We start from the raw sequence: 14,162 nt of genomic DNA, 5'->3' as shown, positions 1-14,162 counted from the left end.
TTTTTGCGCCATCAAATCATTCGATAATCTTATTTCTTTCAATGGGTTGAACAGGCCTCCGGAGGTTTGTTGCGATGCGGAAGTGATTTCCTCTTTGACCGCCCTCCGATCGGGATGATTTCCTCGATCGAAATGGTTCCTTTGGGAGGAAGTCGGGATGCGGGACGCAACCAAGATCGTGAAACTGCCAGACGAGCCGCAGGCGGAAGCGATCAAGCGCTATGCGAAGGAAGGCGCCTACATTGCTGGCGACGACAAGTCGTCGCCCTGGGTCCCTTTTGGGGACGTCGCAGCGATCAAGCATCTGTGCTTCGACGTACGCAACAATGCGGCAGCCAACATTCTGTGGGTCAAGGGTGGCGGCCGGATCGGCACGCACAAGCATCGCGGCCTCGTCTCCGCCGTCACACTCGAAGGCTCCTGGGGCTACTACGAGTATGACTGGATCGCCCGGCCTGGCGATTTCGTCTACGAGCTTCCGGGCACGGCGCACACGCTGTATTCCGACGACCCCAACGGCATGAAGGCGCTGTTCTGGCTCAGTGGAGCCGTCGAGTTCTTCGACGACAACGGCAAATACGATTTCACCGCCGACGTCTTCTGGTTCATCGATCACTATACGCGCCACTGCGAGGCCAACGGAATTACCATCAACAAAGACATGTTCATCTGAAGTTTCGTTGCGCAATTGAGGAAAGACGTGATGTCCTTGCAGAAAATGTTCGACGTGCGCGGAAAGTCCGTGATCGTCACCGGTGCCGCGTCCGGCATCGGACGAGCCTATGCCGAAGTCATGTCGGAGAACGGCGCCCGCGTGTGTCTGCTTGATCTCGACCGGAAGGGACTCGACAAGACGGTGTCGGAACTGAAGGCGGCAGGCGGTGACGCCTGGGGTCTCACGGTTGACGTGACGGATCGTGCGGCGATGAGCGCTGCATTCGCCGAGGTCGTGAGCCGCCACGGGCGACTTGATGTGGTCTTTGCGAATGCCGGAATCGATGCCGGCCCGGGCTTCCTCGATCCACTCGGTCAACGCAACGCCGAGGGCCAAATCGACAACCTCGATGACCATCACTGGGACAAGGTGATCGCGACCAACCTCACGAGCGTCTTCAACACGATCAAGCTCGCCGCACGCGAGATGAAGCAAACTGGCGGCGGGCGCATCATCGCGACTTCCTCGATCGCGGCCAGCTACAACGAGCCGATTGTGGGGACACCCTACATGCCCGCCAAGGCCGGCGTCAGCCACCTTGCCCGCCAGGCTGCGATGGAGCTTGGACGTTACAACATCCTGGTCAACACCATCGCACCTGGTCCCTTCATCACCAATATCGCGGGCGGACGCATGGCCAATCCCGAAGACAGGAAGGCATTCACCGATTGGTCGGTGCTCGGCCGGGTGGCCGAGACGTCCGATATCAAGGGCGTCGCGCTGCTGCTGGCTTCTCCCGCGTCGTCCTACATGACCGGATCGGAGATCGTGATCGATGGCGGCGTATTGTTGCGACCGATGAAAGAGGCCGTCATGTCAACCCGGATACGACGAAGAAGCGACCGGGTGAATTCAAACATCAATATGGAGGAGACACGTGACCAAAGTTCGTTCCTTGAATTCCAACTTGCCATTCACCCGGCGTACCGTCCTGAAGGGCGCGGGCGCCGCCGCGGCAACCGTTGCCATGCCATGGGTCGCAAATGCACAGGCGAACACCATCAAGATCGGCTTTGTCAGTCCGATGACCGGCCCACTCGGCCTATTCGGTGAAACCGACAACTTCTCGCTTGCCAAGATCAAGGCTCTGCTCGCCAAGGGCCTGCAAGTCGGCGGAAAGACCTATCAGGTCGAGATCCTCGCACGCCACGCGCAATCCAACCCCAACAAGGCTGCCGAGCTCGCAGGAGACCTGATCCTCAACCAGAAGGTCCATTTCATGGTTCCGGCCTCGACGACGGATATCAACAATCCGACCGCCGACCAATGCGAGCTGTATGGCGTGCCGTCGATGTCCTCAAGCTCGCCCTGGCAGGCCTTCGTGATGCCGCGAGGCGGCGCCGGCAAGGCATTCGATTGGACTTATCACATGTTCTGGGGCCTCGAGGACGTGCTTGCGACCTACGTCGCTCTCTGGAAATCGGTCGAAACCAACAAGAAGATAGGCCTGCTCTTTCCGCGCAACGCGGATGGCGAGACGTGGGGCAACAACGACTATGGGCTGCCGCCGGCGGTCAAGAAGGCCGGCTTTGCGGCCACGTCGCCATCCATGTTCCAGCCGCTAACCAACGATTTCTCGGCACAGATCTCAGACTTCAAGAAGAACGAATGCGATCTCGTCGGGGGCATTTCCTACGTCCCCGATCTGAAGACCTTCATCACCCAGTGCAAGCAGCAGAACTACCGGCCGAAGGTGGTGACAGTCGCCGCGGCCCTTCTCTTCCCGTCGGGGATCGAAGCAATGGGCGAGCTCGGCGATGGCATGAGCACCGAGGTATGGTGGACGCCGTCTTTCCCGTTCAAGTCGTCGCTGACGGGCGAGCTTAGTCGCGACATCGCCAATGCTTGGGGGAAGGAAACGGGCAAGCAATGGACTCAGCCGCTGGGCTATTCCCACGCGCTTTGGGAGGTCGTCCTCGACGCGCTCAAGCGGTCGGCCGATCCGCTGGACCGCACGGCCAACCGGGATGCGTTGAAGGCAACGAATCTGGACACGCTTGTGGGCAAGATCTCCTTTGCCAACGGCCCGCATCCGAATATCTGCAAGACGGCCATCTTCGGCGGGCAATGGGTGAAGGGACAGAAGTTTCCGTACGACCTGAAAATCGTGGACACCACGGTGTCGCCGATCATCGAGCCCGAAGCGAAAATGCAGCTCATTCGCTGGTCATGAGCTTGGGCGAGCAGACTTCCTCGATGACGGGTAATCCACTGCTGTCAGTGCAGGGTCTCGGAAAGGCCTTCGGAGCCCTGCGCGTCATTCAGGACATCTCGTTCGATGTCCGCGAAGGCGAGGTGCTTGGCATTCTCGGCCCGAACGGCGCCGGGAAGACCACGCTATTCAATCTCATCAGTGGCGACCTGGCGACAAACACGGGGGAGGTCTGCCTCTCTGGCGAGAGACTGACGAACGAGCCGCCTTACATCCGTTGCCGGAGAGGCATCGGGCGCACCTATCAGATCCCGAAACCCTATGGTGGCATGACGACTTTCGAGAATTTGCTCGTCACGGCCATGTTCGGCGCGAAACTCGACGAAGATGCCGCGCACCGCAGTTGCGCGGCTATCCTCCGCGAGTGCGGCCTCGCCGACAAGGCCAACCGCCGCGCGGGATCGCTGACGCTGCTCGATCGCAAGCGGCTTGAACTGGCGCGCGCTTTGGCCGGAGACCCAAAGCTGTTGCTGCTCGACGAAATCGCCGGCGGCCTGACGGATCAGGAATCCGGGGAGCTGGTTGATCTCATCCGCAGGATCCGCGACCGGGGTATCACCGTTCTGTGGATCGAGCACGTGCTGCACGCCTTGCTGGCGGTGGCCGACCGCATCATCGTCCTCAATTTCGGCCAGAAGATCGCAGACGGCCATCCGCAGGCGGTGATCACCGATCCGGATGTGCGGCGGATCTATATGGGGATCGAAGCATGAAAGCAGAACCGGTGCTCTCGACCCACGCGCTCAGCGCGGGATACGGCGATTTCCAGGCGTTGTTCGGCGTCGATTTCGAAGTGTATGCGGGCGAAGTCGTTGCTTTGATCGGCGCCAACGGCGCGGGGAAGTCGACTCTGCTGCGCTCGATCCTCGGGCTGCTTCCGGTGTTACCCGAGATGGTGCGGTTCAGGGGGAAGCCCGTCGGCGGCAGCAAGCCGCATACTATGGTCCGAAACGGCATTGGCATGGTCCCGGAGGGCCGCCGGCTATTCGCCGGCATGAGCGTCGAGGACAATCTGCGCGTTGCCGTCGACTATGGCCGCAAGCCGGAGCGAGACGACGACGCCGGCTCGATCTGGACGATCGCGCGCATATACGCGCTGTTCCCGATCCTGGGCGAGCGTCGCGATCAGCTCGTTCACAACCTGTCGGGCGGCCAGCAGCAGATGGTCGCGATCGGCCGCGCCCTGCTGACGCAGCCGAGGGTACTGCTATGCGACGAGATCTCGCTGGGACTGGCGCCAAAGGTCGTTCATGAAATCTACGACGCTCTGCCGCTGATCCGTCAGGCCGGGACCGCGCTCGTCCTGGTCGAACAGGACGTCTCGCTGGCAAAGCGCGCCTCCGAACGCCTGTATTGCATGCTGGAAGGACGCATTACTCTGACCGGCGCTTCGGACAGCATTGGCCGGGACACGATTGCCGAGGCTTATTTCGGAGCCATCCATGCAATGGCTTGATGCACTTGTTCAGGGGGTCCTGCTCGGCGGCATGTACGCACAATACGCGCTGGGAATGGCGCTGATGTTCGGCGTCATGCGCATCGTCAATATTGCACACGGCGATCTGATGATCCTGCTGGCGTTAACGGGAATCTCGCTTGCTACCGCGTTCTCGTTGGGAACGATGTCGCTCATTGCCGTCCTGGTGCCGCTCGCCGCGCTCCTGGGCTGGACGTTGCAGCGCGGCATCCTCAACAAGGCGGTCGGCGAGGATCCGCTGCCCTCCCTGATCGCCACATTCGGTCTGTCCATCGCGGTTCAGAATCTGATGCTCCAGATCTGGTCGGCGGATACGAGGTCGCTGCGTGGCGGCGGCCTGGAAAGCGCATCGATCGACGTTGGCGGGGTTTACGTCGGGGTGCTTCCCGTCATCGTACTGGTCACGGCGATTGCCCTGACGGCCGGTCTCGATTTCATTGTCCGTGCAACGCGTTTCGGCCGCGGATTGCGGGCAGCCGCCGCGGATACCGAAGCTGCGGCCGTAACTGGCGTCGATCCCAAGTCCATCTACGCCGTGTCCACTGCAATTGCAGTAGCTATCCTCGGTATCGCCGCGGTCTTCCAGTCGCTCCGCGCCACGGTATCCCCTGCCGATGGTCCGGCACAACTGATCTACGCCTTCGAGGCTGTCATCATCGGCGGCATGGGTTCGCTCTGGGGTGCCTTTGTGGGATCGATGGTGCTGGGCGTCGCGCAGGCGATCGGATTTCGCATCGACCCCGGTTGGGGAATCCTGTTTGGGCATCTCGTTTTCCTCGCAGCTCTGGCAATCAGGCCCGAGGGCGTGATGAAGCGGGGGTAAGGTGTGGTGATAAACGAGATGACAATCCCTCCGGTCGTGGATGTGCAACGCCACACTCTATCGAGCCGCATCGCGATGTCCTTGTCCGTCATCGTCCTGACGGCGCTCGTCGCGATGCCGTGGTGGGCGGATAGCGGATGGATTCGCTGGGCGGTCGAACTCAGTTGCTACATCGCGATCGCGCAGATGTGGAATCTGCTTGCCGGCTATGCGGGGCTCGTGTCGGTGGGCCAGCAAGCCTTCATTGGAGCCGCGGGATATGCGCTGTTCATCCTCTGCCAGAAATTCGGCGTCAATCCGTTCCTTGCGGTTCCCTTGGCCTTGATCGTTCCGGCGCTCCTGTCGGTGCCGACCTATCTGCTCCTTTACCGTCTCGACGGACCCTATTTCGCCATCGGCACGTGGGTGGTGGCCGAAGCCGTCCGGCTCTTGACGACGAACCTCGACTACGTGAACGCGGGTGCGGGCCTTACGCTTCGCGTGATGGCGCAATACCGGCTGCACGAACGAGAAATCGCCATGACCATGCTGAGCGGGATCCTTCTGCTCGTCACCGTCGGCGGCTCTTACTGGCTGTTGCGCTCGCGCCATGGTCTCGCCTTGACCGCCATGCGGGACAATCCTGTCTCTGCCGGCAGCCAGGGTGTGAATGTTTCCCGGCTCCGCTTTTTCGTGTTCGTCGCCGCCGCAGTCGGTACAGGATTTGCCGGGGCCATTTACTACATGGCGCAGCTGCGCATCACGCCGGCGTCGGGCTACGACCCCAAATGGGCCTCGATAAGCATCTTCATCGTGATGATTGGCGGTATCGGCTCCATCGAGGGTGCGATCATCGGCGGATTGATTTATTTTTTCCCGGACCGCTTTTTCAGCCAGTACGGCGCGAGCTACATGGTCGTGCTCGGCTGCCTGACCCTGTTCATGGCGATCTACGCCCGCGGTGGTATTTGGGGTCTCGTCGCGAGCCGCTTCGATGCGCCTTGGTTTCCGGTCGGACGAAGGCTGGCCCTCCCGGCCGCAGGGGAGCGTAAACCATCATGAAGGCCGCCATTTTCGAGCAACTCGGCAAGCCATTGCGGATCGGCTCCGTTGCCGACCCGAGGCCGGGTCACGGCCAGATTCTGTTGAAGGTCTGTCGCTGCGGCATCTGCGGCAGCGATCTGCACATGACGGAAGATCCCACATTCGGGTTGAGGGCTGGAGCGATTATCGGCCACGAGTTTGCGGGCGAGGTGCTGGAGATCGGCGCCGGCGTGACGAGCCTGAAGGTCGGCGACCATGTCTCCGCTGCGCCGCTAAAGGGCTGCGGTGGCTGCCCCTCCTGCGTGGCAGGCGAGCCCGCATGGTGTGAGAATGGCATGCAGTTGATCGGCGGTGGCTATGCCGAATATGCGGCGCTCGACGCCATCCAGTGCCGCAAATTGCCGTGGGGTATTTCCTCGGCGGATAGCGCCCTGGCTGAACCCCTCGCCGTGGCGTTACACGGCGTCATTCGATCGGCCTTGAAGACCGGCGAAAGGGTCCTAATCCTGGGCGCCGGGCCGATCGGCCTTGCGGTTGCATTCTGGGCGCGACGGCTCGGCGCGCGCCAAGTCGTAGTTGTCGACCTGAGCGACCATCAGCGCGAACGGGCCATGTCGATCGGCGCGACCGGCTATCTCGTCTCTGGCGAAGACATGGACGCGCACATAGCTGAAGCGTGCAGCGGAGCGCCAGACATCGTTTTCGAATGCGTCGGCAAACCTGGTCTCATCGATCACTGCATCGGCCTCGTGCGCCCGCGTGGCCGCGTCCTGGTGCTGGGCCTGTGTACGATGCCGGATCGGATGGACAGCTTTCGCGCTGTCTCCAAGGAAGTGCAGGTCATCATGTCGGTATTCTTCGACATGCATGAATTCGCACAAGCGATCGAGACGCTCGATGGCGGGCGCTACAGACCGCAGAATCTAGTATCCGATATCGTAAGTTTGGACGCTTTGCCCGACACATTCGAATCCCTTAGGAGGCGGACGACCCAATGCAAGGTGCTCGTCGCCCCATTCGACAAATGCTAGGTCTAGTCCACCGGCCCTCACGCTCGTAAGGAAGTGAGCTAGCCGGTTGCGCGTGGGGGAATGCCTTTTGCCGCGATCTCCGCCGATAGCTCTTCGATCGTCTTGCGTTGTTCCATGGCGGCTCTGCGGATCAACGCGAAAGCGGCGGGCTCGGCGAGCGCGTGCGAGTGCATCACCTGAAGAACGGCGGCAAGCACGATGCGGCGGGATCGCAGACGCTGCTCCAGCTTGAGGATCTGCTGCTTCAAGTCGTTGGTGCGTTCGCTTCGCTCGAATGCCATGACGACTGCCGCATAGATGCCGGCCGAGCGCAGCGGCTTGACCAGGAACGACGCCGGATCGAGGTCGAAGACCAGCTTCAAGCGGCTCGGCGTCTCCGTGCCGAGCAGGGCAATAATTGGACAGCGTCCCACGAACCGGCGTTGCATCGGGGCTTCCAGTGGAAGCAGTTCATCGTCGATCAATGTCACGTCGGGCGCGAAGTCAATTGCCTGGCCGGGCGCCCATGCAGTGCTGTCGATCCCGAGACGTTCGAACTGGCGTCGCACGATCGATGCGTCACGTTCGTCCTTGATGGCGACGAGTGCTTTGCGTCCGCGCAGCGAGAATGAAGACAGCTTGCTCATTTCACCACCCGCAAATGCGGCGCATTCGGCGATGTGCCGCCCCTTGAGGTCTCCCTGAAGGGGCTGGCGGCGACGTCGAGCTGCGTCAGGTAAGGATCAGGCTTAACGGGCGCGTCGGCTTCCCAGAAAATGTCAAACTGTCCCCGCGCATTGGAGACTGCCAGCCGCGGCGTAAGGACGCAATGATTGTTGCTGCCGTCGATCCAGACCGGTCCTTGCGGCGAATTGTAGCGATAACCGGCCGCGGCGCGCCTGACCTCGCCGATATCAGTCGTGCCGGCCCGCTGCAGCGCGCGGGCCAGCAGATAGACGGCGACATAGGCGGACTGCCCGTCGACCGAGGGGCTGCTGTCGTCGCCATAGCGCGCTTTCCAACGTGCGACGAATGAACGGTTCTCAGACAGTTGTATGCTTTCGAAATAGGCCGATGATGTAATGCAGCCCGCCGAGGCCGGTCCGACGATCGCGAGTTCCGGTTCGCACAAGCTGCAGCTCAACATCGGAATGTCGAGGTTCGCAGCTTCGGCGGCGGCGCGGAAGGCGCGGATGAAGTCGTAACTCGAGCTTCCGACCAACGTGTTGAACACGATCGGCGGCTTGCGGCGGATGATCTCGTCGACGATATGCCCGACGGCGCTTTCGCCGAGTTCGAGCAGCCGTTCGGCCAGGATGTGGCCTTCTGACGCGCTCACCAATTCGCGGGTGACGCGATTGGTCTCCCATGTCCAGACGTAGTTGGAGCCGACGCAGAAAATCTCGCGCGATAGATTGTCGAGCGCGTAACGGACGAGCGGCAAGACGTTGTGATTGGGCGATGCTCCGACATAGATGACGTTGTCGGAGCACTCGAAGCCCTCGTAGCGCGCGGGATACCAAAGCAGGCGATCGGTACGCTCCACGATCGGTAAGACCTGCTTGCGCGATGCCGAGGTATAGCAGCCGATGATGTGCTCGACGCCGACATTGCGGATGAGATCGTCGCAGACCGTGTGGTATTCGGAGATGATGCCGCGAGGATCGCGGATATGAGCGGCGATCGAGAAGTCGAACTCGGCTTGGTTGTTGATCTCGTCGACCGCCATCATGGCGCTCTTGAGGATCTCGCGGCCCATGGCCTGATAAGGCCCGGACTGCGAACAGATGATACCAACGGGAACGGACGGCTTTGTCATCTATGGCTTTCGGCGACGCGAGGCGTCAGGAAACCATCATGACTGATGTTGGTGCAAGAGGGGATGCTGATTTGCTGCGCATGCACATTGCGAAATTTGTGCAACTGGCCTCGTTGACAAGGTGCTACGCACATCCTTAGAATTTTGTACTACGGGCTTCCACTCGAACCCTGCGTGCGTTGATCTGGCCGATGACGTCCTGGTCTCTGCACAAGTGCATCGTTCGATTCCGGATCCGATGCGATAGATCATAGACGCGGCATTTGAGCCATTCGTCACCTCATTCGCGAGGGACGGGTGGCTTTTTTCGTTTTGCCGCTAAGAAAATTGGCGATGCATCCGCGTCGCCAAGCCGGTGGCGCGCGCGACGATTGCCATGCCTGCGCTTGCGTCGGCCAAAACGTGGGGAGACGATGGCGATGACAGATCTTCATTATCTCGGGCTCGTCGAGGTCGGACAGCAGATTCAAGCCAAAAAGCTGTCGCCGGTCGAAGTTACCAAGGCGATGCTCGGGCGGATCGAACAGCTCGACGTAAAACTCAAGAGCTACGCCTATCTGATGGCGGACTCGGCCCTGGCACAAGCGGTCGTGGCCGAGAAGGAAATCGCATCGAGCAAGGTCAAGGGACCGCTGCATGGCGTTCCAGTGGCGGTCAAGGACCTCTGCTGGGCCAAGGGCGCACCAGCGGCGCACGGCATGACGATTCATCGCGATTTCCGCCCAGCCGAAGATGCGACCGTCGTCGCGCGGTTGAAGGATGCCGGCGCCATCATCCTCGGCAAGCTGCAGCAAACCGAGGGCGCCTACGCCGATCATCACCCGAAGATCGACCCGCCGAAGAACCCGTGGAACGCGGATCTCTGGCCCGGCGCATCATCGAGCGGTTCCGGCGTCGCGACCGCGGCAGGCCTCTGCTTCGGCTCGCTCGGCACCGATACGGGCGGATCGATCCGCTTTCCGTCCGCGGCTAACGGCGTCACCGGGCTCAAGCCGACGTGGGGACGCGTCAGCCGCTACGGCGCATTCGAGCTTGCGGCGACGCTGGATCACATCGGCCCGATGGCGCGGAGCGCGGTCGATTGCGGCGCCATCCTCGGCGTGATCGCGGGTCAGGACCCCAAGGACACGACGTCGGTTCCGCTGCCCGTGCCTGACTATCTCGCCAGTTTGTCCGGCGACCTTCGCGGAGTAACGATCGGTGTCGACCGGCGCTGGACCAGCGAAGGCACCGACGACGACGCGGCCAAGGTGTTGACTGAGGGGCTGCGTGTAGCGGCCGATCTCGGCGCGAAGATCAAGGAGATCAACTTCCCCGACCCCAAGGCGGTCATCGACGACTGGTTCCCGCTCTGCGGCATCGAGGTCGCCGTCGCGCATGAGGACACTTATCCCGCGCGCAAGGACGAGTACGGCCCGGCACTCGCGGGCCTGCTGGATCTCGGCCGGCAGCAGTCCGGCATGGACTATCAGAAGATCGTGCTTCGCCGCGAGGCGTTTCGCGGCGCAGTGCGTATGCTGTTCGAGTCGGTCGATCTCCTCGCAGTGCCGGCCCAGGCATTCGCCGCGCCCACGCTCGCCAAGATGGCGTCCCTCGGCGAGGACGCCTCGCTGATCGGAGGCTTGCTTCGCTTCACATGCCCGTTCGACATGACGGGAAGCCCGACCGTGACGCTACCCGGCGGCTTCGCCGCGAATGGCGGTCCGGTTGGCTTCCAGTTCGTCGGCCGTCATTTTGACGAGGCCCGCCTCGTTCGCGCGGGCGATGCGTTCCAGCGCGTTACCGACTGGCACAAGCGTCATCCCGGGATTTGAGTTGAGGAGCCAATCGCATGTCCGTTGAAGACTGGTTGAAAAATTCCATCATGGCCAAGCGTGCGGTCGCCAAAGGCGCGACCGGCGCGACGCACAGCCTGACGATCGAGCAGCAGGGCGGCTTCCACTACGTCTACGGTCCCTATGCCAAGCCGACCCTGTCGATCGACCCGGGCGGAGTGGTCGTCGTCGAGACGGAAGACGCCTTTGGCGGCGTGCTCACCAAGGAGACCGATAGCCCCACCGCCAAATTGAACTTCCCCTATCTCAATCCGCAATGCGGGCCGATCGCGGTGAAGGGCGCCAAGAAGGGCGATTGCCTGGCGATCTACATCCGCGACGTCGAGACACGGGGCGAACAGCCTGCCGGCACGACCTGCATCATTCCGGAGTTCGGCGGACTGGTCGGGACAGGCTCGACGGCGCTGCTCAATCCGCCGTTGCCGGAACGCGTGAAGAAGCTGCATGTCGACAGGAACGGCGTGCGCTGGAACGACAAGCTGACGCTGCCCTACGAGCCGTTCATCGGTACCATCGGCGTCTCGCCGGAGATCGAGGCGATCTCCTCGCTGCAGCCGGACTACCACGGCGGCAACATGGATCTGCCCGACGTCGCCCCCGGCTCGATCATCTATTTCCCGGTGCATACCGACGGCGGGATGCTCTACGTCGGCGACTGTCACGCGACGCAAGGCGACGGCGAACTCTCCGGCGTGGCGCTGGAGCAGCGCGCGACCGTCACGCTGCAGGTCGACCTGATCAAGAACTGGAGCTTCGCCTGGCCGCGGCTCGAGACAAAGGACTTCATCATGACGATCGGCAGCGCCCGCCCGCTCGAAGACGCGGCCCGTATCGCCTATCGCGAACTCGTGCGGTGGATGGCGGCCGATTACGGCTTCGACGAGATCGACGCCTACATGCTGCTCAGCCAGGCCGGCCGCATGCGCCTCGGCAACATGGTCGACCCAAAATACACGATGGGCGCATCGATCCTGAAGAATTACCTCAAGCCATGACATCCAGCCGCTTTCAGAAACAGGGGATATCACGATGAATTCGGGACGTAAGCTCGGAATGGTCTTGCTCGGCGCTATGCTCGGTACAGCGGCGGGGGTGAGTGTTGCTCGGGCGGCGGAACCGCCATTGAAGGTGGGCCTGCTCGAGGACGTGTCAGGCGACCTCGCCTTCATGGGCATGCCGAAGCTGCACGGCTCGCAGCTCGCCGTCGAGGAGATCAACAAGAGCGGCGGCATCCTGGGGCGACAGATCGAGCTGATTCACCTTGATCCGCAGGGCGATAACGCGCGCTATCAGGAGTTCGGCCGTCGACTGCTCAACCGCGACAAGGTCGACGTGCTGATCGGCGGCATCACCTCGGCTTCTCGCGAGGCGCTGCGTCCGATCGTCGATCGCACCTCGACGCCGTACTTCTACACCAACCAGTATGAAGGCGGCGTCTGCGACGCCAGCATGATCAGCATGGGCGCGGTGCCGGAGCAGCAATTCTCGACGCTGATTCCATGGATGGTCGAGAAATTCGGCAAGAAGGTCTATGTCATCGCCGCCGATTACAATTTCGGTCAGATTTCGGCCGAGTGGAACCGCAAGATCATGAAGGATCTCGGCGGCGAGGTCGTCGGCGAGGAGTTCATTCCGCTCGGCGTGTCGCAGTTCGCGCAGACCATCCAGAATATCCAGAAGGCGAAGCCGGACTGGTTGCTCACGATCAACGTCGGCGCTGCCCAGGATTCATTCTTCGAGCAGGCGGCTGCGGCCAACCTCAACCTGCCGATGGGATCGTCGATCAAGGTCATGCTCGGCTTCGAGCACAAACGGTTCAAGCCGCCGGCGCTCAACAACATGCATGCGACTGCGAATTGGTTCGAGGAGATCGACACGCCAGAGGCTACCGAGTTCAAGAAGCGCTGGCACGCGAAATTCCCTGACGAGCTCTACATCAACGACATGGGCTACAATGCCTATAATGCGCTCTACATGTACAAGGCGCTGGTCGAGAAGGCGAAGTCGATCAAGCTCGACGACATGCGCAAGGTTATCGCGACCGGCGATGCTTGCATCGACGCTCCCGAAGGCAAGGTGTGCATCGATCCGAAGAGCCAGCACACCTCGCACCGCATGCGCCTGATCTCGGTCGGGCCGAAGCATGAGGTGAAGGTCGAGAAGGACTATGGGACGATCCAGCCGTACTGGCTTGGCGAAATCGGCTGCGATCTCACCAAGAAGAACGACAAGGACCAATACACGCCGAGCCATCTTCCGAAGAAATCGTGACGCCTGACGGGCACGGACTTTGCTCGTATTGAGAGTTGCGCTCTTGGACAAGGCCGGCGCCGCAACGATGCGGCGCCGGGATCGACAAAGGGACAGAGATGTCGGCTGAAGTATTCTCGGTATTCTATCAGTTCGCCGACGTGTTCGCGTTCCTCATTCTCTCGGCCGCAGGTCTCGCCATCGTGTTCGGCATGATGGGCGTCATCAACATGGCGCATGGCGAGTTCATCATGTGCGGCGCCTATGTCACCGTCGGCCTGGTGAATCTGGGCGTTCCGCTGGCGATTGCCCAGATCCTGGCCGCGCTGACGGCGGGACTCATCGGTGTCGCCGTCGAGTTCCTGATCGTGCGGCGCTTCTACAAACGGCCGCTGGATTCCCTGCTCGCCACCTGGGGGCTCAGCCTCATCGTGACGCAATCGATGCTCCTCATTGTCGGCTCAGCCGTACGGGGCATCGGAACGCCCGAAGGAAGCTTCGCGATCGGCGGCTATACGTTTTCGACCTATCGTCTGGTGCTGTTCGGTTGCGCGGTGGCCGTGCTGGGCGGTCTCTACATCGTTTTCATGAAGACGCGCTTTGGTGTGATCGCCCGGGCGACGATGCAGAACGCTGCGATGGCGAAGGCGCTGGGCGCGCGAACGGGCCGAATCTATTCGATCAGCTTCGGGATCGGCACCGGCCTTGCCGGACTTTGCGGGGCGCTCTACGCGCCAACGATGACGCTGATCCCGACCATGGGCGCGACCTTCGTGGTCGAAAGTTTCGTTACGGTCGTAATCGGAGGAGCGAACGTGCTGCTTGGAACGGCGCCGGCCGCGGTGTTCCTGGCGATCATTCGGATGGCGCTGAATGCAAGCTACGGTCAGATCATCGGACAGATTGGCATGCTGGTCGCCGTCATTCTGATCATTCGTGTGCTGCCCGAGGGGCTTTCCAGCGTTCTTGTTCGTCGTGGGCGCTAAAGGGAATTTGTG

The 14,162-nt window shown here is 61.6% G+C and carries 13 protein-coding genes and 1 pseudogene; 12 read left to right on the top strand and 2 right to left on the bottom strand.

From position 1 onward, the window contains the following. Positions 1–157: 157 nt before the first annotated feature. The 8 genes and pseudogenes from OWC48_RS01480 (at position 158) to OWC48_RS01445 (ending at position 7,281) form a co-directional block, all read left to right on the top strand. Positions 158–673, top strand: a complete 516-nt coding sequence (locus OWC48_RS01480; protein WP_282518324.1) for a 2,4'-dihydroxyacetophenone dioxygenase family protein — start codon at positions 158–160, stop codon at positions 671–673. 30 nt (positions 674–703) lie between these two features. Next, positions 704–1,489: pseudogene (locus OWC48_RS01475) on the top strand (SDR family NAD(P)-dependent oxidoreductase); the annotation flags it as partial. A gap of 103 nt (positions 1,490–1,592) precedes the next feature. Further along, complete coding sequence (locus tag OWC48_RS01470; protein ID WP_368860652.1) at positions 1,593–2,888, top strand: ABC transporter substrate-binding protein; 1,296 nt, start codon at positions 1,593–1,595, stop codon at positions 2,886–2,888. Positions 2,889–2,911: 23 nt separating this feature from the next. After that, positions 2,912–3,640, top strand: coding sequence for an ABC transporter ATP-binding protein (locus tag OWC48_RS01465; RefSeq protein WP_282518946.1), 729 nt, complete (start codon positions 2,912–2,914; stop codon positions 3,638–3,640). Beyond that, positions 3,637–4,383, top strand: coding sequence for an ABC transporter ATP-binding protein (locus OWC48_RS01460; protein ID WP_282518321.1), 747 nt, complete (start codon positions 3,637–3,639; stop codon positions 4,381–4,383). The genes OWC48_RS01465 and OWC48_RS01460 overlap by 4 nt, the downstream gene beginning before the upstream one ends. Next, positions 4,370–5,227, top strand: a complete 858-nt coding sequence (locus tag OWC48_RS01455) for a branched-chain amino acid ABC transporter permease (RefSeq protein ID WP_282518320.1) — start codon at positions 4,370–4,372, stop codon at positions 5,225–5,227. Before OWC48_RS01460 ends, OWC48_RS01455 begins: the two co-directional genes overlap by 14 nt. A 75-nt stretch (positions 5,228–5,302) precedes the next feature. Continuing rightward, positions 5,303–6,268: a branched-chain amino acid ABC transporter permease gene (locus OWC48_RS01450; RefSeq protein WP_282518945.1), complete on the top strand. Its 966-nt coding sequence runs from the start codon at positions 5,303–5,305 to the stop codon at positions 6,266–6,268. Next, entirely contained in the window at positions 6,265–7,281 is a 1,017-nt protein-coding gene (locus OWC48_RS01445) for a zinc-binding dehydrogenase (RefSeq protein WP_282518319.1), read from the top strand. Before OWC48_RS01450 ends, OWC48_RS01445 begins: the two co-directional genes overlap by 4 nt. A 38-nt stretch (positions 7,282–7,319) precedes the next feature. On the opposite strand, the gene OWC48_RS01440 is transcribed toward OWC48_RS01445, so the two are convergent. Beyond that, entirely contained in the window at positions 7,320–7,907 is a 588-nt protein-coding gene (locus OWC48_RS01440; protein ID WP_282518318.1) for an ANTAR domain-containing response regulator, read from the bottom strand. Then, positions 7,904–9,079 (bottom strand): transporter substrate-binding domain-containing protein, encoded by a 1,176-nt coding sequence (locus OWC48_RS01435; RefSeq protein ID WP_282518317.1) that lies wholly within the window; start codon positions 9,077–9,079, stop codon positions 7,904–7,906. The genes OWC48_RS01440 and OWC48_RS01435 overlap by 4 nt, the downstream gene beginning before the upstream one ends. A gap of 413 nt (positions 9,080–9,492) precedes the next feature. On the opposite strand from OWC48_RS01435, the gene OWC48_RS01430 reads away from it, so the two are divergent. From OWC48_RS01430 to OWC48_RS01415, 4 genes are all read left to right on the top strand, one after another. Beyond that, positions 9,493–10,893 (top strand): amidase, encoded by a 1,401-nt coding sequence (locus OWC48_RS01430; RefSeq protein ID WP_282518316.1) that lies wholly within the window; start codon positions 9,493–9,495, stop codon positions 10,891–10,893. Positions 10,894–10,910: 17 nt separating this feature from the next. Then, positions 10,911–11,909 carry an acetamidase/formamidase family protein gene (locus tag OWC48_RS01425; RefSeq protein WP_282518315.1) on the top strand — a complete coding sequence of 333 codons (999 nt, stop codon included), beginning with the start codon at positions 10,911–10,913 and terminating at the stop codon, positions 11,907–11,909. 34 nt (positions 11,910–11,943) lie between these two features. Next, positions 11,944–13,185, top strand: coding sequence for an urea ABC transporter substrate-binding protein (locus OWC48_RS01420; protein WP_071912298.1), 1,242 nt, complete (start codon positions 11,944–11,946; stop codon positions 13,183–13,185). Positions 13,186–13,283: 98 nt separating this feature from the next. Further along, on the top strand, positions 13,284–14,150 hold the full coding sequence (locus OWC48_RS01415) for an ABC transporter permease subunit (RefSeq protein WP_135214630.1): 867 nt from the start codon (positions 13,284–13,286) through the stop codon (positions 14,148–14,150). Positions 14,151–14,162: the final 12 nt, after the last annotated feature.

This window comes from Bradyrhizobium sp. Arg816 (assembly GCF_029989365.1).
In the GTDB taxonomy this organism is placed as follows: domain Bacteria; phylum Pseudomonadota; class Alphaproteobacteria; order Rhizobiales; family Xanthobacteraceae; genus Bradyrhizobium.
Note: the sequence above shows the minus strand (reverse complement) of the source record. Positions and strands in the feature narration are given on the sequence as shown.

Coding starts and splice junctions, on each gene's coding strand:
- OWC48_RS01415 (WP_135214630.1), top strand. CDS start 13,284: ATGTCGGCTGAAGTATTCTCGGTATTCTATCAGTTCGCCGACGTGTTC.
- OWC48_RS01420 (WP_071912298.1), top strand. CDS start 11,944: ATGAATTCGGGACGTAAGCTCGGAATGGTCTTGCTCGGCGCTATGCTC.
- OWC48_RS01455 (WP_282518320.1), top strand. CDS start 4,370: ATGCAATGGCTTGATGCACTTGTTCAGGGGGTCCTGCTCGGCGGCATG.
- OWC48_RS01460 (WP_282518321.1), top strand. CDS start 3,637: ATGAAAGCAGAACCGGTGCTCTCGACCCACGCGCTCAGCGCGGGATAC.
- OWC48_RS01450 (WP_282518945.1), top strand. CDS start 5,303: ATGTCCTTGTCCGTCATCGTCCTGACGGCGCTCGTCGCGATGCCGTGG.
- OWC48_RS01440 (WP_282518318.1), bottom strand. CDS start 7,907: ATGAGCAAGCTGTCTTCATTCTCGCTGCGCGGACGCAAAGCACTCGTC.
- OWC48_RS01480 (WP_282518324.1), top strand. CDS start 158: ATGCGGGACGCAACCAAGATCGTGAAACTGCCAGACGAGCCGCAGGCG.
- OWC48_RS01430 (WP_282518316.1), top strand. CDS start 9,493: ATGGCGATGACAGATCTTCATTATCTCGGGCTCGTCGAGGTCGGACAG.
- OWC48_RS01445 (WP_282518319.1), top strand. CDS start 6,265: ATGAAGGCCGCCATTTTCGAGCAACTCGGCAAGCCATTGCGGATCGGC.
- OWC48_RS01465 (WP_282518946.1), top strand. CDS start 2,912: ATGACGGGTAATCCACTGCTGTCAGTGCAGGGTCTCGGAAAGGCCTTC.
- OWC48_RS01435 (WP_282518317.1), bottom strand. CDS start 9,079: ATGACAAAGCCGTCCGTTCCCGTTGGTATCATCTGTTCGCAGTCCGGG.
- OWC48_RS01425 (WP_282518315.1), top strand. CDS start 10,911: ATGTCCGTTGAAGACTGGTTGAAAAATTCCATCATGGCCAAGCGTGCG.